We start from the raw sequence: 22588 nt of genomic DNA, 5'->3' as shown, positions 1-22588 counted from the left end.
AATCGTTAAATTGTTAAAATTAAAGGTTTTGCACCAAGTCTATTGTAAAAGTGAATATTTTCTTAAAAGACTTAAATCACTTTGTTGAAATGAATAAAGTTTATGAAGAAATATTTGGTACACACGCTCCAGCAAGAGCAGCAGTTCAAGTTGCTAGAATTCCCAAAGATGCATTAATTGAAATTGAAGCAATTGCTTATTTAAAATAATTTTTCTAATTTTATTTTTTTATTGCATATCTAAATTTTTAACTATAAAATTAAGTCAAGATTTATTTAGAAAAAGTACTTTCAAATTTAAAAAGTTTTATTCATATAATAATGATATTAGTAAAATAAACTAATATCATTTTTAATGATACATTACTACACTTTCCAATTTAATATTCTTACTACAATTTCACACTTTTCTCAAAATTCTAAATATTTTATACTTAAAACAATAATAAAATACATTCTAAATAAATCTTAATTTTAAAAATAAATTATAAATTAACAAAAAATAATATTCAATATTAGACTTGGTGCAAAACTAAGGTAATTCAAAATTATATATTCCTGCTATTAAATTAAATCTTAATGCAAATCTTCGTATTTTATTGCGATATTTTAAACTTAAAATTTTAAAACGTTTTAGTTTAGCAAATACGTGTTCAATTTTAATTCTAATTTTACTTAAGGTTTTATTAGACTTGGTGCAAAACCTTTAATTTTAACAATTTAACGATTATTATTAATATTAAAGGTGATAGTTATTATGTTGAAAAAATATAAAGATGATCAAGAATTTTATAGTTTAGTCGGCATAAAGCCACAAACATTTTATAAAATGCTTGAAATTTTAAAAATTGCTGAGTCTAAACAAAAATATTGTGGTGGTAGAAAAAATAAAATTGTAATTGAAGAGCGTTTATTAATGACTTTAGAATATTGAAAAGACTATAGTAGTTATAGAGTTATTGCAAAAAGATATAATATTAGTCATACTAGTTGCATTCGTAATATTTTTTGAATTGAAAATATTTTAATAAAAAGCGGAATTTTTAATTTACCTGGAAAAAAAGATTTAACAAAAAATAAAGGTACTAATAATAATTTGTTAGCTATTGATGCTACTGAAACTCCAATTGAAAGAATTAAAAAAAACTAAAATTACTTTTTTCAGGTAAAAAGAAACATCATTCTCTCAAATCCCAAATAATTATTGATATTTCCAATGGAAAAATTATTTCAACTGCTTTTTGTTTTGGAAGCATTCATGATTTTAAATTGCTTCTAAAATCTAAAACTTTTATTCATCCAGAAAAACAAGTTTTTGTTGATTCAGGTTATCAAGGTATACAAAATATTCATAAAAATACATTTTTGCCATTTAAAAAAAGTAAATACAATCAATTAACACCAATTCAAAAATAATACAATAAAACTTTAAGTAAAATTAGAATTAAAATTGAACACGTATTTGCTAAACTAAAACGTTTTAAAATTTTAAGTTTAAAATATCGCAATAAAATACGAAGATTTGCATTAAGATTTAATTTAATAGCAGGAATATATAATTTTGAATTACCTTAGTTTTGCACCAAGTCTATTATCTAAATCAATAATTGAATATTTTTTTTGATATGAAACTTCTATTTCTTTTGTTACATTTTGTATTTTATTATTATTTTTATCTATAAATTCTTTAATATTTTCTATTTTATTTATATTCATATTTTCTGAAATATCTAAATGTAAAATAAGTATATTTCATTCTCTACATAGTACTTTTAATTTATTAAAAATATCACTTAATAATCAATATTTATAATTTCCAAATTTATTAAAACCATTTTTAGGTGTACTACCAATTTCTAATTGTAATTTAAGTATTTTTTTATATAAATTATTCGTTTTTATCACTCTTTCTATTTTTTTTAATTGCATTTTTAATTAAATTTCTTACAAATTCAGATACAGTTATATTTTTTTCTTTACAAAATTCTTTTAAGTTTTGAAATTCTAATTCTTTAAATCTAATTATTAATATTTTAGGCTTTTATCCCTTTATGTACTATTTTTAAATTTTATCACATAAATGGAGATAAAAGCCTACCTAGGAAATTATCCCCGCATGTATTTAAATCCAACACAAAATTACAGTTTCAAAACTAGGTATGTTATTGAATTTATATGCTGATTCTTTTGCATATAAATGAATATTGTGCTTTGAAACTCTTATGTGTGTTCGGAAAGTTCGTCGGATGTGCTTTCATGCTGATTCAATCTGGTTTGTGTTTACACCTGTTGGTGACACATACCCAACTTCATGATTTACGATTTCATGTTTGGGATAGAAGTTTTTGAAACTTACATATCCCTTCCAAGAATCCGTAAATAGACAGCACTCAGTAAAAATGTGTTTCAATGCAAATCTTAAAAGGTTTTTTTCATCTGCATTTTTCAGCACCTTCACAATTAGTTTGTTGCTGGTTTTCTCATAAACTCCAACAATCAAAGTTTTATTCAACAAGGATCTTCCTTGTTTTTTAAAACCTAAATGTGAAAGATACATTTCATCCATCTGTGCTGTGCCATCAACAATGAAACCTGCATCTTGATTTCCAATTCTAGTCCTGATTTCATGACACATTCTTCAAGCTGTTTTATAGGTCATACCCAATTCCCTTGCAACATCGGTTGCTGGTATGCCATGCTTTGTGTTTATTCATCTAAAGATGAGATAAAACCAAGATGTCATTTGGGTCTGTGACTTATAAAAAATGGTTCCATAAAGAATACTAAATGTTTGGTTACAGTTCAAACATCGTATTCTTCTCAAATCAGAAGCATTCAAACTAGAAGAAGCACACCTGATGCATTTCATTATTTTAAACTTCGCTATATATTTCAAACAATCGTTTTCAGTTTGAAATATGCTATTGAATTCATTTCAATTCATTTTTTCCTCCACACTAGTACATGCAGGGATAATTTCCATATTTTATTTAATAATTCTTCTTTAGATATATTTTTAGGTGACATTATTATTCACTACTTTCTTTTTTAAAAGCATTTTTAATACTTTCACCATATAGACCATTTTCAATATCTTGAAAAAATTGTTGTAAATTATTTGTTATTTCTTGAAAACTTTTATTTTTCATTATTTATTACACTCCTTTAAAATTTTCTAATTGTAATTCATTAATATAATATTCATATAAGTAATCTCAATGATTTGATGTTAAATACATATCTTCTTCAATCATTTCATCAATACATTTATTACAATAATAACTATTATCTATTTCACTAATTCAAATATATTTTTCATTATGAATATTACATTTCATTTTTTTCACCTATTAATTTATAAAAACATTTATTACAAGTTCTATTTCCATATGATGAATTTTTATGACAAATATCACATGAACCTTTAATTCTATATTCTCTACATTCCATAATTATTCATTCCTTTCTATAATTTTTAATATTTCTTTAATTTCTATATATTTTTGATTTTTAAGTAATTTTTCATTACATAAATTTTTAATTAATTCTATTTTTTCAACATTTAATAACATATTAATTTCCTTTAATACTTTAAATAAAATATTTTTTCATTATGAGTATTTATTTCTTTCATTGGCATAACAATATAATTTATTGCTAAATCATTATGTTTATAGGAATTATTTATTTTAAAACTTTTCATATCTTGTTCTCATGTAATGTTATATTTAAAACATTCTTGATTTTTATCATTTTTAAAAATATAATAACAATTATATTGTTCATAAAATTCACAAGATATTAATTCATTTTCATTTCTAGTAATATTTGGAATATTTTTAATATATTTTAAAATATCACTACCTTTAACACTTTCAATATCTTTTGTTATTGATTTTTTACCTAATTTATAATAAAAATCTTCAATTATTTTTAATGCTTTTTTTATTTTTTTCATCAATAATAGTATCTTTAATAGGAAATCATGTTTCATATTCACCAATTTCTAATAACATACCTTTAGTTGTTTCTTTAATTTTATTTTTAATATCTAAATTAACATTAATCATTACGTATCCTTTCTATGTATAAGCCTTATCACTTACAGTGATAAAAGGCTTATATACTTCTACTAATTACTTATCTACTATACGTAAGGCTTATGCTACTGTAAGTAGCAAAGCCTTGGAGGGTAGGGGTTCTAGGGGAAGGGAACCAAAAAATATCAAGTTGTAAAAGAGCATGACAAAAATTACTATTGGTTAATTCCAGCACAATAGCCTAAATAATTTTTATTTAGTTATGGAATAATTAATTACTTTAATAAAGTGCTGGTTTAATAAAATAAGGCTTTTATCCCTTTATGTACTATTTTTAAATTTTATCACATAAATGGAGATAAAAGCCTACCTAGGAAATTATCCCCGCATGTATTTAAATCAAACACAAAATTACAGTTTCAAAACTAGGTATGTTATTGAATTTATATGCTGATTCTTTTGCATATAAATGAATATTGTGCTTTGAAACTCTTATGTGTGTTCGGAAAGTTCGTCGGATGTGCTTTCATGCTGATTCAATCTGGTTTGTGTTTACACCTGTTGGTGACACATACCCAACTTCATGATTTACGATTTCATGTTTGGGATAGAAGTTTTTGAAACTTACATATCCCTTCCAAGAATCCGTAAATAGACAGCACTCAGTAAAAATGTGTTTCAATGCAAATCTTAAAAGGTTTTTTTCATCTGCATTTTTCAGAACCTTCACAATTAGTTTGTTGCTGGTTTTCTCATAAACTCCAACAATCAAAGTTTTATTCAACAAGGATCTTCCTTGTTTTTTAAAACCTAAATGTGAAAGATACATTTCATCCATCTGTGCTGTGCCATCAACAATGAAACCTGCATCTTGATTTCCAATTCTAGTCCTGATTTCATGACACATTCTTCAAGCTGTTTTATAGGTCACACCCAATTCCCTTGCAACATCGGTTGCTGGTATGCCATGCTTTGTGTTTATTCATCTAAAGATGAGATAAAACCAAGATGTCATTTGGGTCTGTGACTTATAAAAAATGGTTCCATAAAGAATACTAAATGTTTGGTTACAGTTCAAACATCGTATTCTTCTCAAATCAGAAGCATTCAAACTAGAAGAAGCACACCTGATGCATTTCATTGTTTTAAACTTCGCTATATATTTCAAACAATCGTTTTCAGTTTGAAATATGCTATTGAATTCATTTCAATTCATTTTTTCCTCCACACTAGTACATGCAGGGATAATTTCCTAAAATAATTAATTATAATTGTTTAACAATTAAAAAATGAGAGTATTATCTCTCATTTAACTTCTTTTTAAATCTAACCATTAACTTGATACGCCCATCATTTGGAATGGCAACCTTTTTTTAGGACTATTTTTTGGTAGACATTTGTTTTTGATAATTAACTGGAGTTAGGTAGTTTAAAGTGCTATGAATTCGTATGTTGTTATATCAATTGATATAATTAAATAATTCTAATTTTAATTGGATTAATGATGTAAAATTTTTATCATTAATAAATTCTGTTTTGAAAGTTTTAAAAGTTGCTTCAGCAACAGCATTGTCATAAGGACATCCTTTTTTGCTTAAAGAGCGAGTAATATTGAATGCTAGTAAAAGTTTATCAATAATTTTATTATTAAATTCATTACCTCGATCGCTATGAAATATTTGAATATCTTTTAAACAGCGATTTGATTGCATAAATGCTTCATATACTAATGATGCATCTTTTTTAGTGCCTACACTATGTCCAATAATTTCGCGGTTAAATAGGTCTATTAATAAACAAATATAGTTTCACTTACCATTTACTTGAACATAAGTTAAATCACTAACAATAACTTCGTTTTTAATCCTATTCTTAAAGTTTCTATTAACAAGATTAGTTATTTGACTATCATTGACTTTATTATGATGATTTTTGTGTCTTAATTTGGTGTATTTTGATATTAAATTATGTTTATTCATAATTTCTTTAATTTTTCGTCTTGATAAATAAATTTCTTGGTTTTCTAATACGACTTTTAATCTTCTTGTGCCATAAATTTCTTTATTTTCTTTAAAAGCACTAATAACAGCTTCATCATACATATTATTTTGATTTTTTTCTTTTTTCTTGAAATTAAAATAATATGTTGATTTAGAGAGTTTTAAAAAACGACACATTGTACGAATTTTATATTTACATTTATTATTGATAATAATCTCTATTTTCTGCCTATTATTAGTGCTGCTTGCTTTAAAATATCATTTTCCATTCGTAACTGTTTTAATTCTTTTCTTAATTTAATTAATTCATTTTCTTCAACAGAACGATTATCTTTAGATTTAAAACTACCTGAATTAGTAAATTGCTTAATTCAATTATAAGTAGCTGCTCTTGTAACATTGTACTCTTTAGCAAGACAAGACACTGACTTACCACTTTGATATAAAGCTACTATTTGTTTCTTAAATTCGTCGGTATATGAGTTAATATTAGCCACAATTATAGTTCCTTTCTTTTAACTAATTTGTTCACTTGTCTACGTAATTGGTGTCCAATAAAGTGTAACCTATCCAGAAAATAAAATAAAAAGTATTTCAACAAAAACTTTATATAACATGTTTAAAACAAATCGAATGGGTTTTGATGAAAATAACTTATTAGACTTGGTGCAAAACCTTTAATTTTAACAATTTAACGATTATTATTAATATTAAAGGTGATAGTTATTATGTTGAAAAAATATAAAGATGATCAAGAATTTTATAGTTTAGTCGGCATAAAGCCACAAACATTTTATAAAATGCTTGAAATTTTAAAAATTGCTGAGTCTAAACAAAAATATTATGGTGGTAGAAAAAATAAAATTGTAATTGAAGAGCGTTTATTAATGACTTTAGAATATTGAAAAGACTATAGTAGTTATAGAGTTATTGCAAAAAGATATAATATTAGTCATACTAGTTGCATTCGTAATATTTTTTGAATTGAAAATATTTTAATAAAAAGCGGAATTTTTAATTTACCTGGAAAAAAAGATTTAACAAAAAATAAAGGTACTAATAATAATTTGTTAGCTATTGATGCTACTGAAACTCCAATTGAAAGAATTAAAAAAAGAAATTATCCCCACATGTACTAGTGTGGAGGAAAAAATGAATTGAAATGAATTCAATAGAATATTTCAAACTGAAAACGATTGTTTGAAATATATAGCGAAGTTGAAAATAATGAAATGCATCAGGTGTGCTTCTTCTAGTTTGAATACTTCTGATTTGAGAAGAATACGATGTTTGAACTGTAACCAAACATTTAGTATTCTTTATGGAACCATTTTTTATAAGTCACAGACCCAAATGACATCTTGGTTTTATCTCATCTTTAGATGAATAAACACAAAGCATGGCATACCAGCAACCGATGTTGCAAGGGAATTGGGTGTGACCTATAAAACAGCTTGAAGAATGTGTCATGAAATCAGGACTAGAATTGGAAATCAAGATGCAGGTTTCATTGTTGATGGCACAGCACAGATGGATGAAATGTATATTTCACATTTAGGTTTTAAAAAACAAGGAAGATCGTTGTTGAATAAAACTTTGATTGTTGGAGTTTATGAGAAAACCAGCAACAAACTAATTGTGAAGGTGCTGAAAAATGCAGATGAAAAAAAACCTTTTAAGATTTACATTGAAACACATTTTTACTGAGTGCTGTCTATTTACGGATTCTTGGAAGGGATATGTAAGTTTCAAAAACTTCTATCCCAAACATGAAATCGTAAATCATGAAGTTGGGTATGTGTCACCAACAGGTGTAAACACAAACCAGATTGAATCAGCACGAAAGCACATCCGACGAACTTTCCGAACACACATAAGAGTTTCAAAGCACAATATTCATTTATATGCAAAAGAATCAGCATATAAATTCAATAACATACCTAGTTTTGAAACTGTAATTTTGTGTTTGATTTAAATACATGTGGGGATAATTTCCTAGGTAGGCTTTTATCTCCGTTTATGTGATAAAATTTAAAAATAGTACATAAAGGGATAAAAGCCTTAAAAAAAACTAAAATTACTTTTTTCAGGTAAAAAGAAACATCATTCTCTCAAATCCCAAATAATTATTGATATTTCCAATGGAAAAATTATTTCAACTGCTTTTTGTTTTGGAAGCATTCATGATTTTAAATTGCTTCTAAAATAGACTTGGTGCAAAACCTTTAATTTTAACAATTTAACGATTATTATTAATATTAAAGGTGATAGTTATTATGTTGAAAAAATATAAAGATGATCAAGAATTTTATAGTTTAGTCGGCATAAAGCCACAAACGTTTTATAAAATGCTTGAAATTTTAAAAATTGCTGAGTCTAAACAAAAATATTATGGTGGTAGAAAAAATAAAATTGTAATTGAAGAGCGTTTATTAATGACTTTAGAATATTGAAAAGACTATAGTAGTTATAGAGTTATTGCAAAAAGATATAATATTAGTCATACTAGTTGCATTCGTAATATTTTTTGAATTGAAAATATTTTAATAAAAAGCGGAATTTTTAATTTACCTGGAAAAAAAGATTTAACAAAAAATAAAGGTACTAATAATAATTTGTTAGCTATTGATGCTACTGAAACTCCAATTGAAAGAATTAAAAAAAACTAAAATTACTTTTTTCAGGTAAAAAGAAACATCATTCTCTCAAATCCCAAATAATTATTGATATTTCCAATGGAAAAATTATTTCAACTGCTTTTTGTTTTGGAAGCATTCATGATTTTAAATTGCTTCTAAAATCTAAAACTTTTATTCATCCAGAAAAAAAGTTTTTGTTGATTCAGGTTATCAAGGTATACAAAATATTCATAAAAATACATTTTTGCCATTTAAAAAAAGTAAATACAATCAATTAACACCAATTCAAAAAGAATACAATAAAACTTTAAGTAAAATTAGAATTAAAATTGAACACGTATTTGCTAAACTAAAACGTTTTAAAATTTTAAGTTTAAAATATCGCAATAAAATACGAAGATTTGCATTAAGATTTAATTTAATAGCAGGAATATATAATTTTGAATTACCTTAGTTTTGCACCAAGTCTATTATAAAATATCACCTTATGCAAAATCTGAAGCATTATATTTCAGTTTGTAAAAAAAATAAATCCCAAAATGAAATAAAATCAAATTTTAGGCCAGGTTGATGATTTTTTTTATTTCATCAAGAGTTTTTTTGAAAATTAAAATGTTTTTCTGGATGAATAAAAGTTTTAGATTTTAGAAGCAATTTAAAATCATGAATGCTTCCAAAACAAAAAGCAGTTGAAATAATTTTTCCATTGGAAATATCAATAATTATTTGGGATTTGAGAGAATGATGTTTATTTTTACCTGAAAAAAGTAATTTTATTTTTTTTTAATTCTTTCAATTGGAGTTTCAGTAGCATCAATAGCTAACAAATTATTATTAGTACCTTTATTTTTTGTTAAATCTTTTTTTCCAGGTAAATTAAAAATTCCGCTTTTTATTAAAATATTTTCAATTCAAAAAATATTACGAATGCAACTAGTATGACTAATATTATATCTTTTTGCAATAACTCTATAACTACTATAGTCTTTTCAATATTCTAAAGTCATTAATAAACGCTCTTCAATTACAATTTTATTTTTTCTACCACCATAATATTTTTGTTTAGACTCAGCAATTTTTAAAATTTCAAGCATTTTATAAAATGTTTGTGGCTTTATGCCGACTAAACTATAAAATTCTTGATCATCTTTATATTTTTTCAACATAATAACTATCACCTTTAATATTAATAATAATCGTTAAATTGTTAAAATTAAAGGTTTTGCACCAAGTCTATTGAGAAAAGGCAAAAATAAATCTCACAAACAAAAAGAAACTGGGGGCAAAATTAATAATTGTAAGTCTATTCATGAAAGAAATTTAATCATTCCTAATATTAAAAATATACAAGAATTTGGTCATTTAGAAGGTGATACTATCATTGGCAAAGATCATAAAAGTTCTATTATTACTTTGGCTGATATATGATCAAAAACCACAATTCCTTTAGTAACTAAAAATCATAAATCAGAAAATATTACGAAAAGTATAATAAAATTTATTTCAAAGTTACAAAAAGGAACAGTTAAAACCATTACTTTTGATCGTGGTAAAGAATTTAGTAAATGAAGATTAATCGAAAAAATTTGTAATGTCAAAATTTATTTTGCAGATCCTGGTAAACCTTGCCAAAGGGGTTTAAATTAAAATAATAATGGTATTTTAAGAAGATATTTACCAAAATCTACAGATCTATCTTCATATAAACAAAAAGATTTAAATTTTATAGCATTTCAAATTAATTCTACACCCAGAAAATCGCTCTCTTATAAAAGACCAATAGATTTAATACAATTATTTTAAAAAACTGTCCCATTTATATTTACAACTCAGGAATTATTTTAAAAAAATAAAGATAAATATTGAAATTTAAAATTTACTATATGTTTATTTTTAAAATAAAGTCTTTATTCAAAAAAACAAAAAGATGAAGGAGAAAATATGTTATTTAAAGAAAATACAGAAAATTCAAATGTTACATTTTGTATTAAAAACCCTACTGTAAAATATGAATTTCAATTACATCAAGATAATAATCCATTAGAAATTGAAACACTAGAAAAAGTAACAGTAACTTGTCATCGCGGTGATTATATTATTACAGGAGTTATTGGTGAACATTGAGTTGTTAACCAAAAAAAATTTAAAAATACTTATATTCCAGTTATTAATAATATAAGTAAGGGGGAAGCTTGAGCAAATCCCGATTCTAAAATAAAAATAGTTAATCTTAATAAAGATAATAAAAGTGGAGAATTATCACTACCTTGGGGTCCAAATGGTACTAAAAAAGAAGTACAATATACTAAAGAAGATGTTTTAATTTGAGATGAAGATGGATATTGATATCCTTGCAAAAAATCAGTGTTTGAAAATACTTATTTAATTAGTCAATCTAAAACAGAACTTGAAGAACAATTTCAAAATTTACTTAAATTAACAAATAATGATGATAATTTAGAAACTCAAGATGTAAGTTCAAATAGTGAAACAAGATTGAATGTTAATGAAATTAATAATTTAATGCCTTTATCAACAAATACAACAATATATAATTCACAAACACCAAAAAATTTGAACTAAAAAAATAAAATGTAATAAAAAATATTAATTTAAATAATTAATATTTTTTATTTTCTTAATATTTATCACAAAAAGTATAAAGTAATGATAATATCGCAGCGCCAATTAGAACATCATTTTGATTATGATTTGCTACTTGCGTAGTAAAACTAGGTAATAAACAAATATTATTAAAAAAATATTGATCAATAATTCTTCCGATATTATTATTTGTTAATGAAAATTGTTCTTTTAATATTTTACAATAATCATTATTATTTTTAATTAGTATTGAAGTTTTTTTAGTAGCACCAACATCAAGATGTAAACCTTTTTTATATAAAGGTAAATTTAAAACTTGATCATTATTTCAAATGTCATATAAATCAAAAATTTTATGTTTTTGAAAAAAATAACTAACTTTATTTTTGAATTTACTTTCATCATTATGATAACTCAAATAGTTTTTTAGCATTAATATCTCAGTTCTAGCACCAAGTAAAATCAAAGATTTAATGTTATGTTTTAATAACTTATTAGTTAAAAATTTAAAAAACTGTTGCTGATGTTTAACAAGCTTTAAATCTTCATTTAAAATATTTGGTTGTGGAATAACAGTTTTAACGAACAAATGTAACTTTTTATTTTGTAAATTAATAACGCTTAAATCTTCTTTTTTATTAATAATTAATAATGCAATTGAAAAAATTTTTTCAAAATCATGAGCATACGAATTGTTCTTTTTTTTATGTAATAAATTACGAAAAGTCTCAAAATCAAAAATAAGAATTGGATATTCAATCTTATCTAAAAATTTACCAATAACATTAATATTTAATTCAATATCTAAGTTATTTATTTTTAATTTTTCCATTGCAATACCTTTTCTAATACATTTATTTGATAAGCGTACTGATTTCACTAACTTCGTTTTTAATAATTTTAGTTTTTGATGGATAACCATAACCAGCAGACACTAAAATTGTAACATGATACTTATTGGGTTCAATAATCTTATTTGATTCTAAGTAAGTTAATAATTGTTGTTCATTAAAACCACCTAATACAACATTATCAATTTCATGAGCAGTTAATAATAATAAAAGATTTTGTAATAAAATAAAAGTTTGACATTGTGCCCAATGATTTATTTGTGTTTTTTTGTCATGATCAAAGAAATTATTAAATGTTGATTTATAAATTTCGTATTGTGGTTTTGTTAAATTACGTCTTTTCATAACAGTATCAACAAATCATTGATTACTAGTATTGAAATTTTCACCACTATAACTTAATAAAATAAATAAATGTGAACAAGTACTAACTTGTTGTTGATTATTTATGATTGGTTGCAATTGTGCTTTAATTTTAGAATTACTAATAACTAAAATTTTTCATGGTTCTAAACCATATGAAGATGGGGTATGACGCACATAGTTAAGAATATCGTTAATTTTACTATCACTAATAATTTTACTAGGATCATAATTACGAATTGATTTACGATTTAAAATTAGACTTTCCAGCTCTTTAACATAAGGCATTGATTTGTCATCTCTTTTCTATAAATTAATTTTACTACTAAAATATTTTTAATCAAAAATCTTTATTCTCTTTTGAGAATAAAGATTTTTGATTTAATGTGATTATTTAATAACTTCAGTAACTCGTCCAGCACCAACAGTTCTTCCACCTTCACGGATTGAGAATTGAGTACCTTTCTCAAGGGCAACTGGGTGAATTAATTCAACAGTAATAGTAACGTTATCACCCGGCATAATTAATTCCGATTTTTCACCTTTATTAATAAAGTCTCCCATACTTCCTGTAACATCAGTTGTACGGAAATAAAATTGTGGTCGATATCCTGGATTAAATGAAGTATGACGTCCACCTTCTTCTTTAGTTAGAATATAAACTTCACCTTTAAATTTAGTATGTGGAGTAACTGATCCTGGTTTAGCAATAACTTGTCCACGTTGAATATCTTCACGTTTAACTCCACGTAATAATACTCCAACGTTATCACCGGCTTGTGCTTCATCTAATAATTTTCTGAACATTTCAATACCAGTAACAACAACTTTTTTAAGACCTTTGTTAATACCAATAATATCAATTTCATCATTAACTTTTAAAGTTCCACGTTCAATTCTTCCAGTAGCTACTGTTCCACGTCCAGTAATAGTGAAAACATCTTCAACAGCTAATAATACTGGTTTATCAACTTCTCTTTTTGGTGTCGGAATTCATTCATCCATTGCTGTTAATAATTCTTTAATTTTTTCTTCTCATTCTTTTTTACCATCTAATGCTCCTCTTGCAGAACCACGAATAATTGGTGTATCATCACCTTCAAATTCATACTTAGTTAGTAATTCACGAATTTCCATTTCAACAAGTTCTAATACATCATCGTCTACACTTTCCATATCACACTTATTTAAGAATACAACAATTTTTTTAACTCCAACTTGACGTGCCAATAGAATGTGTTCACGTGTTTGTGGCATTGGACCATCAGTTGAAGAAACAACTAACACCGAACCATCCATTTGAGCTGCACCTGTAATCATATTTTTAATGTAGTCAGCGTGACCTGGACAGTCAACGTGTGCATAGTGACGAGTTGGTGTTTCATATTCAACGTGAGCTGTATTAATAGTAATACCACGTGCTTTTTCTTCTGGAGCAGCATCGATAGAGGCATAGTCCTTAAACATACCTTTATATCCATCTGCTTCATGTTTTGAACAATAACTAGTAATTGCAGCAGTTAATGTTGTTTTTCCATGGTCAACGTGACCAATTGTTCCAACATTAACGTGCGGTTTTGTACGTTCAAATTTTTGTTTTGGGCCTGTTGATACAGGCTTTGATTTTTTTACTTCTTTTTCTGCCATTTTTGTTTCCTCCTTGGAAATAATTAATACTTATTTTTATTTAATTAAATTAAACACTAAGATAATTTTAAAGTAAACTTATTATACTTTCAATTAAATTATTTTATTTTTTAGTAATTCTTCCTTTTTGATATTTACCAGCAACTGATTCAGCAACTGATTTTGGTGCTTCTTCATAGTGTGAAAAAGACATTGTATATGTTCCACGTCCTTGGGTCATTGAACGTAATTCAGTAGCATAACCAAACATTTCAGATAAAGGCACTTTAGCTTTAACAACTTTACTGTTACCACGCATTTCATCTGCTTCAATAGTACCTCTTTTACCAGAAATTTTACCAACAATAGAACCATAATATTCATCTGGAATAATAACTTCAACATTCATAATTGGTTCTAATAATACTGGTTTTAATAAATCTTTATTATCTTGTAAAGACTTAGAAGCTGCAATATTAAAGGCACGTTCTGAAGAGTCAACAGGGTGGAATGAACCATCATATAATGTTGCTTTAACGTCAATAACTGGATATCCAGCAATTAAACCATTAGCTAATGATTCAATTAATCCTTCTTGTACTGGTTTAATGTATTCACGTGGCACTTTACCACCAACAATTTTATCAACAAACTCAAATCCTTTATCTGGATTTGGTTCAAATTTAATAATAACATGTCCATATTGGCCGCGACCACCTGATTGATGAATATATTTACCCTCAGCGCGCTCACAAACTGCTTTAATTGTTTCACGATAAGCAACTTGTGGATTTCCAATGTTAGTTGCTACTTTAAATTCACGTTTTAAACGATCAGTTAAGATGTCTAAATGCAGTTCTCCCATTCCTGAAATAATTGTCTGTCCTGTTTCTTTGTCTGATGAAACACGGAATGTCGGATCTTCTTCTGCAAGTTTTTGTAAACCTAAACTCATTTTTTCTTGATCAGCTTTTGTTTTTGGTTCAAGCGCTAATGAAATAACTGGTTCTGGAAACACCATTTTTTCTAAAATAACTTCGTGTTTTTCATCACATAATGTATCACCAGTAGTTGTATCTTTTAAGCCAACAATAGCAGCAATGTCACCAGCATAAACCTTTTTAATTTCGGCACGACTATTGGCATGCATTTGTAAAATTCGACCAACACGCTCTTTTTTTTCTTTAGTTGAGTTTAATACATAACTACCAGATTCTAATGTTCCCGAATATACTCTAAAAAAAGTTAATCTTCCAACAAAAGGGTCAGTCATGATCTTAAATGCTAACGCTGAGAACGGTTCTTCATCACTAGAATGACGTTCTACTTCTTTTGATGAAACAGGTAATATTCCTTTAATTGCAGGTACATCTAATGGTGAAGGCAAGTAATCAATAACTGCATCTAACATTAATTTAACACCTTTATTTTTAAAGGCACTACCACATAATACCGGGAAAAACTCAGCAGCAATTGTTGCTTTACGAATTACTGTCTTAATTTCAGCAACAGTTACTTCTCCTTCAGCATATTTCATAAAGAAATCATCATCAAAGTGAGAAAGCGCTTCTAATAATTCCTCACGTCTACTTGCAATAACATCTTTAAGTTCTTCAGGAATTGCAATTTCTTTATAATCCTCATTTGGTTTACCATCAAAATGGTATGCTTTCATCTCAATTATATCAATAATTCCATCAAAAGCATCTTCTGCACCAATTGGTCATTGAATTGCATGAGCATTAGCACCAAGACGATCTTTTAATGTTTGAATTGAATGAGCAAAGTCAGCCCCGATTTTATCCATTTTATTTGCAAAAACAATTCTTGGTACATTATACCTAGTTGCTTGATTTCAAACAGTTTCGGTTTGTGGTTCAACTCCGGTTTGCGCGTCTAATACAGCAACTGCTCCGTCTAAAACTCTTAATGAACGTTCAACTTCAACAGTAAAATCAACGTGACCCGGAGTATCAATAATATTTATTCGATTATTTCTTCAAACAGCAGTTGTTGCAGCTGAAGTAATAGTAATACCACGTTCTTGTTCTTGTTCCATTCAGTCCATAGTTGCGGCACCTTCATGTACCTCACCGATTTTATGAATTTTACCAGTATGATATAAAACTCTTTCTGTTGTTGTAGTTTTACCAGCATCAATATGAGCCATAATTCCAATATTTCTAGTATTTACTAGTGAATATTCTCGACCTGATTTTTCTGCCATTTTCTCTCTCCTTTATTATCATTTATAGTGAGCAAAGGCTTTATTAGCTTCAGCCATACGATGAATTTCATCACGTTTTTTAATTGATGAACCATTACCGGTAGCAGCATCCATAATCTCAGCTGCAAGTTTATCTTGCATACTATTACCATATCTTGCTTGTGAATAAGAAACTAATCAACGAATTGCTAAAGTTATCTTACGAGTAGCACTAACTTCAATAGGAACTTGATAGTTTGCACCACCAATTCTTCGAGTTTTAATTTCTAATTGTGGTGTAATATTAGCAATTGCCTTTTCAAATACTTCTAATGGTACTTGTTTGGTTTTTTCTCCAACAATTTTAAAAGAATTATAAACAATTTTTTGAGCTACACTTTTTTTACCATCAATCATAATGGCGTTAATTAATTGAGTAACAATTTTTGAATCATAAATTGGATCAGCAACTAATTCTCTTTTAATAGCTTGATTTTTACGCATTTAGTTTTACCTCCTTATTTCTTATCTTTTGGTTTTTTAGTTCCGTATTTAGAACGACCTTGATTACGATTTACTACTCCGGCAGTATCAGAATACCCACGAATAACATGGTATCTAACTCCAGGTAAGTCTTTAACTCTTCCACCACGGATTCCAACAATAGCATGTTCTTGCAAATTATGACCTTCTCCAGAAATATAAGCAGTAACTTCCATACCGTTAGTTAAACGAGCACGAACAATTTTTCTTAAAGCTGAGTTAGGTTTTTTTGGTGTTCTTGTAGTAACTACAAGCGCTACACCTTTTTTTTGCGGACTGCTAATTGAAGAAGTTGTTTTTGTTAATGAATTATATGAAACATTTAACGCTGGTGATTTAGATTTGTATTTTTTATCTGTACGTCCTTTACGTAATAGTTGGTTCATTGTTGGCATTAATCGTTAGCCTCCTTTATGATTTTAAAGAATTAATTATATACACAATTCCCGGTGTATCAAAATTTAGTCCAATAAGTATAATACCAGTTTTTAATAGTAATAGTCAAATAAATTTTGAAAAATAATTAGAAAAAAATGACATAATTTAAATTGTGTCATTTTAAATTAATATATATTAATTATTTATTCAATAGTATCTGTAAATGTAAATGTTCCTGAAATTTTATCACCTTGTGCTGTAACTGTAAATTTAACTTCACCAGCAACTTGTTTATCTTCTTTTTTCTTATCGTTAGTTAAAATAAAATCAGTACCTACACTAACATCTAATTTAGTTGTTTTTTTAATCGCTGCTGCAACTGCATCAGTAATCTCTTTATTAGTATTTAATTCACCAAAAGTTTTTTCACTATCTACTGCTGTTTTAAGATCATCAACTTTAACATCTTTAATATCTTGCTGAGCAACAGTTATAGTATCTGTAAATGTAAATGTTCCTGAAATTTTATCACCTTGTGCTGTAACTGTAAATTTAACTTCACCAGCAACTTGTTTATCTTCTTTTTTCTTATCATTAGTTAAAGTAAAATCAGTACCTACACTAACATCTAATTTAGTTGTTTTTTTAATCGCTGCTGCAACTGCATCAGTAATCTCTTTATTAGTATTTAATTCACCAAAAGTTTTTTCACTATCTACTGCTGTTTTAATATCATCAACTTTAACATCTTTAATATCTTGCTTAGCCACAGTTAAAGTATCTGTAAATGTAAATGTTCCTGAAATTTTATAACCTTGTGCTGTAACTGTAAATTTAACTTCACCAGCAACTTGTTTATCTTCTTTTTTCTTATCATTAGTTAAAGTAAAATCAGTACCTACACTAACATCTAATTTAGTTGTTTTTTTAATCGCTGCTGCAACTGCATCAGTAATCTCTTTATTAGTATTTAATTCACCAAAAGTTTTTTCACTATCTACTGCTGTTTTAAGATCATCAACTTTAACATCTTTAATATCTTGCTTAGCAACAGTTAAAGTATCTGTAAATGTAAATGTTCCTGAAATTTTATCACCTTGTGCTGTAACTGTAAATTTAACTTCACCAGCAACTTGTTTATCTTCTTTTTTCTTATCATTAGTTAAAGTAAAATCAGTACCTACACTAACATCTAATTTAGTTGTTTTTTTAATCGCTGCTGCAACTGCATCAGTAATCTCTTTATTAGTATTTAATTCACCAAAAGTTTTTTCACTATCTACTGCTGTTTTAAGATCATCAACTTTAACATCTTTAATATCTTGCTTATCAGTTTGATCACCACAAGCTACAACTGAAGTAGTAGCTACTGTTGTTAGGGCTAATGCACCCATAAGTCTTAATAAATTTTTCATTTGCATATCTTAGTACCTCCGAAATAGCTATTTACTTATTTTTTTAATTTTAACATACAAGAAAATTAATGTAAAGATTTTTTTGCTTTGCACATGTTAATTAACATATAAATTTATATATTCAAATCTTATTTTTTACTAGTCTTTAATTTTCATTAAATAAGTTTTTTTTAAAAAATGTTATATAATAATAAGTATCATTTAAGGCATGTTTTTATAGCATACTTATGGTAATTGGTGAAGAAAGGATTGAAAATTTTATGCAAAAAAGTCAGATAGCACGAGCTGTACAAAAAAAATTAGAATTATCAGAAAAAGAATACAAAGAAGTGTTAGAATTTATTTTAGATAAAATTGCTACTGCTTTAATTAAAGGAGAAAAAGTAACACTACGTAACTTTGGAACTTTTACTATTAAATACCGCAAAGCTCGACCAGGAGTAAATCCACAAAATTCAGAACCAATGGCTATTCCTAGAAAGCGAGTAGTTAAATTTAATTCTTGTAAAGCATTAAAAAAGAGAGTTAATGAAGGTAAATAAATATTTTATTTTAGGAATGACTTCAATCAAATATAGATTGTATATTCATTCCTTTTAATTTGTAAAATTAACAACCTTTTTTAATCTTAAATAATTAAAAAATACTCTGTTTTAAATGAGTATTTTTTACTTTCTTCATATATTAATATTAAGATATATTTTTATTAACTACTTTTTTTTCTGATAAATTAGATATTTGCGTTTTTTTATCTTTAGTTGTATGAATAAATGGTTTAGATTTTCAAAATGTATAAATTAATAATGGTAATAATATAAAAACAGCAAATAAATCAATAAAGCCAAGAAATAAATAAAAATAAAAACCATTATGAGAAACATGTGCAACATAATATCCTAAACCTAAACAAATAATTGGCATTATAATTGTTCGTTGTAAACTAGCAAATAATGACAATTTACCGCGATTAATTGATTGATAGAAAATAACAGCAACATAATGTAGTGTAGCTAATGGATAAAAAGCAAACTGCATAATAATATAAACTTTAAAGAATCTTGCCATTTCTAAATCTACGCCAAAGAAATGCATCATATATTGCCCCGCTATTACTACTAATAATACTGAAGCAATTAGCAACAATAAAAGCAATAAAGTTAAACGTCACATCAATTGTCAAACACGACTAAAGTCCTTTGAACCATAAACATAGCCAATTAATGCTCTTGCTCCCTGCGTAATTCCAATAATAGGTGCATTAATTAAAATTAACCAAGGCATAATACCACCATATAATTGAACAAAAACCGGAATACCAGTACTTCCTCCACCATGATAGTGTGGAGGTGGCAATGTATTTAAAATTTTAGTAGTAACCATTGCCAAAATACTTTGGGCAATATTTTGTAATAAAGAAGTTGCACCAATTAATAAAATGCCCGTTACTATTACTCATTTAAGTTTTAAGTGTGCTACTTTAAATCTTAAATTATCGGCACTATATCAAATAATACCTATTGAAAATAAATTAATGCTTGCTCAAGCAATAATAGTTGCATATGCAGTGCCTTCCATTCCTAATTTACCAGGAATAACAAAAATAAAATCTAAAGATATATTTACTAAACAAGCCGCAACATTAATTAAAATTGTTCATAACATCATTCCTTCACTACGTAATAATGAAACTAAAAAATAAGCAAAAAAAAGTAATGGTGTAGCAAGAATTAAAATTTGCGAAAATCTAACTGCTTCTTTAATTATTATTTCCCTAATTATTGGATTACTTCCGGCATCACTTCCAGCTTGAAATTCAATAATACTCTGACAACTAAAATACATAATGATCATAAGAACAATAGAAACTAAAAAAGATAATAAAAATCCATTTCCTAAATATTCTGACATTTGTTCTCGTTTATTTTGACCATATGCAATCGAAAACTTAATACCTGTTCCAGTTGCAACCATTAAGGCAAAGGAAACCATCATTGAAGAAGGAACAGCAGCATAAGTAGTAGCAATATTAATAATTTTTAATGCTTGTTCAGCAGTTATCATTATTCCTGAATTTTGATAATTATTATAACGATCAATAATACTTTGTCCACCTCATTGTGTAGCAATTCATTTATCAAAAATTTGATAAGTAGAAAAAATAATTACAGCAATTAAAGGTGGTGTGACCATAATAAAGATTGCTTTTCATGGATTTGCCGTGCTAAAAATAGCTTGTCTTTTCAACTTGTTTATTGAATTTCTTTCTTTTCGTTTATTGAGAGTAACTTTAGCAAGATTTTCTTTTTCCATAATATTATCCTTTCTAACAAAATTAATCTAATTAATATTATATTTTATAAAAGCTCATAACTAAAATATCTATTGCTGTCACAAATAAAAAACATGTTTATTATTTTAAAAAACGTTAGAAGAAAAAAATTAAAATATAAATTTTTATAAAAAATATAATTACATTATAACCTAATAATAAATAAATATTTAAAAATAATCTCTTTAATTTATTTTTATTTAAAAACTATCATTACTTCCAATTGAAAAAACAATTGGTATTTTATTAGTTTTTTACTTATTTCCTGTATGAAAATCAGGAGTAATAATAACATAAACCGTACCAACTTGTTGATAATAGTTATTAATTACATGTTTAGCAAATTTATCACTAAAATAGTGAATAGTAAAATTACCAGTTAAAGGACCACTCTTCAATTGATTAGAAGTATTAATAACATTCTTATTAATTTGTTGATATGTCAAATTAGGATTAACAATAATTGGAACCATTCCTGATAAATCCTTAATTGTATTTAAATCAGAACGCTTATCTGTTAAAGTTACTTTCAAAATGGCTGTTGTTCCTACTCAATAAGGATCATTAACATCTGCTGTAATTTTAACTTAAATATCATCAGCAGCCTGTTCTTCATCATCTGCTGCTACTTTTCCTTCTTCATCACTAAAATAATTAACAGTAAAACCAACCGCTAACTTATTTTTTCAAATAAAGATGGTTGATTATAAAATAGACTTGGTGCAAAACTAAGGTAATTCAAAATTATATATTCCTGCTATTAAATTAAATCTTAATGCAAATCTTCGTATTTTATTGCGATATTTTAAACTTAAAATTTTAAAACGTTTTAGTTTAGCAAATACGTGTTCAATTTTAATTCTAATTTTACTTAAAGTTTTATTGTATTCTTTTTGAATTGGTGTTAATTGATTGTATTTACTTTTTTTAAATGGCAAAAATGTATTTTTGTGAATATTTTGTATACCTTGATAACCTGAATCAACAAAAACTTGTTTTTCTGGATGAATAAAAGTTTTAGATTTTAGAAGCAATTTAAAATCATGAATGCTTCCAAAACAAAAAGCAGTTGAAATAATTTTTCCATTGGAAATATAAATAATTATTTGGGATTTGAGAGAATGATGTTTCTTTTTACCTGAAAAAAGTAATTTTAGTTTTTTTTAATTCTTTCAATTGGAGTTTCAGTAGCATCAATAGCTAACAAATTATTATTAGTACCTTTATTTTTTGTTAAATCTTTTTTTCCAGGTAAATTAAAAATTCCGCTTTTTATTAAAATATTTTCAATTCAAAAAATATTACGAATGCAACTAGTATGACTAATATTATATCTTTTTGCAATAACTCTATAACTACTATAGTCTTTTCAATATTCTAAAGTCATTAATAAACGCTCTTCAATTACAATTTTATTTTTTCTACCACCATAATATTTTTGTTTAGACTCAGCAATTTTTAAAATTTCAAGCATTTTATAAAATGTTTGTGGCTTTATGCCGACTAAACTATAAAATTCTTGATCATTTTTATATTTTTTCAACATAATAACTATCACCTTTAATATTAATAATAATCGTTAAATTGTTAAAATT

At 26.2% G+C, this 22588-nt stretch carries 29 protein-coding genes and 3 pseudogenes; 12 read left to right on the top strand and 20 right to left on the bottom strand.

Annotated elements, in window-relative coordinates; translation table 4 throughout:
- Positions 1–41 precede the first annotated feature (41 nt).
- A pseudogene (locus AAHM78_RS01370) lies at positions 42–209 on the top strand (Rid family hydrolase); the annotation flags it as partial.
- 322 nt (positions 210–531) lie between these two features.
- Here AAHM78_RS01370 and AAHM78_RS01365 read toward each other — a convergent pair.
- Positions 532–681 (bottom strand): annotated as a pseudogene (locus tag AAHM78_RS01365) (transposase); the annotation flags it as partial.
- A gap of 75 nt (positions 682–756) precedes the next feature.
- Between AAHM78_RS01365 and AAHM78_RS01360 the strand changes: the two are divergent.
- From AAHM78_RS01360 to AAHM78_RS16575, 3 genes are read left to right on the top strand one after another with little or no spacing between them, the layout of a single operon-like run.
- Positions 757–1149: a transposase family protein gene (locus AAHM78_RS01360; protein WP_342252838.1), complete on the top strand. Its 393-nt coding sequence runs from the start codon at positions 757–759 to the stop codon at positions 1147–1149.
- A 50-nt stretch (positions 1150–1199) separates the two neighbouring features.
- A complete protein-coding gene (locus AAHM78_RS01355) occupies positions 1200–1415 on the top strand; it encodes a hypothetical protein (protein ID WP_342254967.1) in 216 nt (71 codons plus the stop codon).
- Between the two features lie 12 nt (positions 1416–1427).
- Positions 1428–1574 (top strand): transposase, encoded by a 147-nt coding sequence (locus AAHM78_RS16575; RefSeq protein WP_425289775.1) that lies wholly within the window; start codon positions 1428–1430, stop codon positions 1572–1574.
- Here the strand turns inward: AAHM78_RS16575 and AAHM78_RS01350 are convergent.
- From AAHM78_RS01350 to AAHM78_RS01325, 6 genes are all read right to left on the bottom strand, one after another.
- A complete protein-coding gene (locus AAHM78_RS01350; RefSeq protein ID WP_342254115.1) occupies positions 1566–1928 on the bottom strand; it encodes an ERF family protein in 363 nt (120 codons plus the stop codon). The genes AAHM78_RS16575 and AAHM78_RS01350 overlap by 9 nt on opposite strands.
- Before the next feature lie 193 nt (positions 1929–2121).
- Positions 2122–2838 (bottom strand): IS1595 family transposase, encoded by a 717-nt coding sequence (locus tag AAHM78_RS01345; RefSeq protein WP_342254114.1) that lies wholly within the window; start codon positions 2836–2838, stop codon positions 2122–2124.
- A 316-nt stretch (positions 2839–3154) separates the two neighbouring features.
- Positions 3155–3337 carry a hypothetical protein gene (locus AAHM78_RS01340; RefSeq protein WP_342254113.1) on the bottom strand — a complete coding sequence of 61 codons (183 nt, stop codon included), beginning with the start codon at positions 3335–3337 and terminating at the stop codon, positions 3155–3157.
- A 245-nt stretch (positions 3338–3582) separates the two neighbouring features.
- A complete protein-coding gene (locus tag AAHM78_RS01335) occupies positions 3583–4002 on the bottom strand; it encodes a hypothetical protein (RefSeq protein ID WP_342254112.1) in 420 nt (139 codons plus the stop codon).
- Positions 4003–4433: 431 nt separating this feature from the next.
- On the bottom strand, positions 4434–5150 hold the full coding sequence (locus AAHM78_RS01330; RefSeq protein WP_342253050.1) for an IS1595 family transposase: 717 nt from the start codon (positions 5148–5150) through the stop codon (positions 4434–4436).
- A gap of 268 nt (positions 5151–5418) precedes the next feature.
- A protein-coding gene (locus AAHM78_RS01325) for an IS3 family transposase (protein ID WP_342254966.1) occupies positions 5419–6542 on the bottom strand; the annotation gives its coding sequence in 2 pieces (ribosomal slippage) (positions 5419–6293 and positions 6293–6542; 1125 coding nt in all).
- 225 nt (positions 6543–6767) lie between these two features.
- On the opposite strand from AAHM78_RS01325, the gene AAHM78_RS01320 reads away from it, so the two are divergent.
- From AAHM78_RS01320 to AAHM78_RS01300, 5 genes are all read left to right on the top strand, one after another.
- Positions 6768–7178, top strand: a complete 411-nt coding sequence (locus AAHM78_RS01320; protein WP_342254111.1) for a transposase family protein — start codon at positions 6768–6770, stop codon at positions 7176–7178.
- Between the two features lie 515 nt (positions 7179–7693).
- Positions 7694–8014, top strand: coding sequence for a transposase (locus AAHM78_RS01315; RefSeq protein WP_342254110.1), 321 nt, complete (start codon positions 7694–7696; stop codon positions 8012–8014).
- Positions 8015–8315: 301 nt separating this feature from the next.
- A complete protein-coding gene (locus tag AAHM78_RS01310; RefSeq protein WP_342252835.1) occupies positions 8316–8708 on the top strand; it encodes a transposase family protein in 393 nt (130 codons plus the stop codon).
- Positions 8709–8827: 119 nt separating this feature from the next.
- Positions 8828–8956, top strand: coding sequence for a hypothetical protein (locus AAHM78_RS01305; protein ID WP_342252839.1), 129 nt, complete (start codon positions 8828–8830; stop codon positions 8954–8956).
- Positions 8923–9132 carry a transposase family protein gene (locus tag AAHM78_RS01300; RefSeq protein WP_342252825.1) on the top strand — a complete coding sequence of 70 codons (210 nt, stop codon included), beginning with the start codon at positions 8923–8925 and terminating at the stop codon, positions 9130–9132. Before AAHM78_RS01305 ends, AAHM78_RS01300 begins: the two co-directional genes overlap by 34 nt.
- Positions 9133–9182: 50 nt before the next feature.
- Here the strand turns inward: AAHM78_RS01300 and AAHM78_RS01295 are convergent, their stop codons facing one another.
- Together AAHM78_RS01295 and AAHM78_RS01290 are read right to left on the bottom strand one after the other, a co-directional pair.
- Positions 9183–9332 carry a hypothetical protein gene (locus AAHM78_RS01295; RefSeq protein WP_342254109.1) on the bottom strand — a complete coding sequence of 50 codons (150 nt, stop codon included), beginning with the start codon at positions 9330–9332 and terminating at the stop codon, positions 9183–9185.
- A 119-nt stretch (positions 9333–9451) separates the two neighbouring features.
- Positions 9452–9844: a transposase family protein gene (locus AAHM78_RS01290; RefSeq protein WP_342254108.1), complete on the bottom strand. Its 393-nt coding sequence runs from the start codon at positions 9842–9844 to the stop codon at positions 9452–9454.
- 64 nt (positions 9845–9908) lie between these two features.
- Here AAHM78_RS01290 and AAHM78_RS01285 point away from each other — a divergent pair.
- Positions 9909–10481 (top strand): annotated as a pseudogene (locus AAHM78_RS01285) (IS30 family transposase); the annotation flags it as partial.
- Positions 10482–10619: 138 nt separating this feature from the next.
- Positions 10620–11261, top strand: a complete 642-nt coding sequence (locus AAHM78_RS01280; protein WP_342254106.1) for a PGDYG domain-containing protein — start codon at positions 10620–10622, stop codon at positions 11259–11261.
- A gap of 55 nt (positions 11262–11316) precedes the next feature.
- On the opposite strand, the gene AAHM78_RS01275 is transcribed toward AAHM78_RS01280, so the two are convergent.
- The 7 genes from AAHM78_RS01275 to AAHM78_RS01245 form a co-directional block, all read right to left on the bottom strand.
- Complete coding sequence (locus AAHM78_RS01275; RefSeq protein ID WP_342254105.1) at positions 11317–12114, bottom strand: hypothetical protein; 798 nt, start codon at positions 12112–12114, stop codon at positions 11317–11319.
- 22 nt (positions 12115–12136) lie between these two features.
- Complete coding sequence (locus AAHM78_RS01270; protein ID WP_252320126.1) at positions 12137–12784, bottom strand: nitroreductase family protein; 648 nt, start codon at positions 12782–12784, stop codon at positions 12137–12139.
- A 102-nt stretch (positions 12785–12886) separates the two neighbouring features.
- Positions 12887–14143 (bottom strand): elongation factor Tu, encoded by a 1257-nt coding sequence (gene tuf / locus AAHM78_RS01265; RefSeq protein ID WP_342254104.1) that lies wholly within the window; start codon positions 14141–14143, stop codon positions 12887–12889.
- Positions 14144–14246: 103 nt separating this feature from the next.
- Entirely contained in the window at positions 14247–16349 is a 2103-nt protein-coding gene (fusA, locus tag AAHM78_RS01260; protein ID WP_342254103.1) for an elongation factor G, read from the bottom strand.
- A gap of 15 nt (positions 16350–16364) precedes the next feature.
- The gene (gene rpsG, locus AAHM78_RS01255) at positions 16365–16832 is read right to left on the bottom strand and encodes a 30S ribosomal protein S7 (protein WP_342254102.1); all 468 of its coding nucleotides are present in this window, start codon (positions 16830–16832) and stop codon (positions 16365–16367) included.
- Positions 16833–16846: 14 nt separating this feature from the next.
- A complete protein-coding gene (rpsL, locus tag AAHM78_RS01250) occupies positions 16847–17266 on the bottom strand; it encodes a 30S ribosomal protein S12 (RefSeq protein WP_252320120.1) in 420 nt (139 codons plus the stop codon).
- A gap of 186 nt (positions 17267–17452) precedes the next feature.
- Complete coding sequence (locus AAHM78_RS01245) at positions 17453–18670, bottom strand: spiralin repeat-containing protein (RefSeq protein WP_342254101.1); 1218 nt, start codon at positions 18668–18670, stop codon at positions 17453–17455.
- Positions 18671–18891: 221 nt separating this feature from the next.
- On the opposite strand from AAHM78_RS01245, the gene AAHM78_RS01240 reads away from it, so the two are divergent.
- Positions 18892–19206, top strand: a complete 315-nt coding sequence (locus AAHM78_RS01240; RefSeq protein ID WP_342254100.1) for an HU family DNA-binding protein — start codon at positions 18892–18894, stop codon at positions 19204–19206.
- Between the two features lie 148 nt (positions 19207–19354).
- On the opposite strand, the gene AAHM78_RS01235 is transcribed toward AAHM78_RS01240, so the two are convergent.
- From AAHM78_RS01235 to AAHM78_RS01220, 4 genes are all read right to left on the bottom strand, one after another.
- Entirely contained in the window at positions 19355–20974 is a 1620-nt protein-coding gene (locus AAHM78_RS01235) for an MATE family efflux transporter (protein ID WP_342254099.1), read from the bottom strand.
- A gap of 273 nt (positions 20975–21247) precedes the next feature.
- Positions 21248–21526 (bottom strand): hypothetical protein, encoded by a 279-nt coding sequence (locus AAHM78_RS01230; RefSeq protein WP_342254098.1) that lies wholly within the window; start codon positions 21524–21526, stop codon positions 21248–21250.
- Positions 21527–21721: 195 nt separating this feature from the next.
- Positions 21722–22144, bottom strand: coding sequence for a transposase family protein (locus AAHM78_RS01225; protein WP_342254965.1), 423 nt, complete (start codon positions 22142–22144; stop codon positions 21722–21724).
- 2 nt (positions 22145–22146) lie between these two features.
- Positions 22147–22539: a transposase family protein gene (locus AAHM78_RS01220; RefSeq protein ID WP_342254097.1), complete on the bottom strand. Its 393-nt coding sequence runs from the start codon at positions 22537–22539 to the stop codon at positions 22147–22149.
- Between the last annotated feature and the right edge of the window lie 49 nt (positions 22540–22588).

Source organism: Spiroplasma endosymbiont of Zeiraphera isertana (genome assembly GCF_964030805.1).
Lineage (GTDB): Bacteria > Bacillota_I > Bacilli_A > Mycoplasmatales > VBWQ01 > Spiroplasma_E.
The sequence above is the reverse complement of the archived record's forward strand: the minus strand, read 5'-3'. Positions and strand labels throughout refer to the sequence as shown.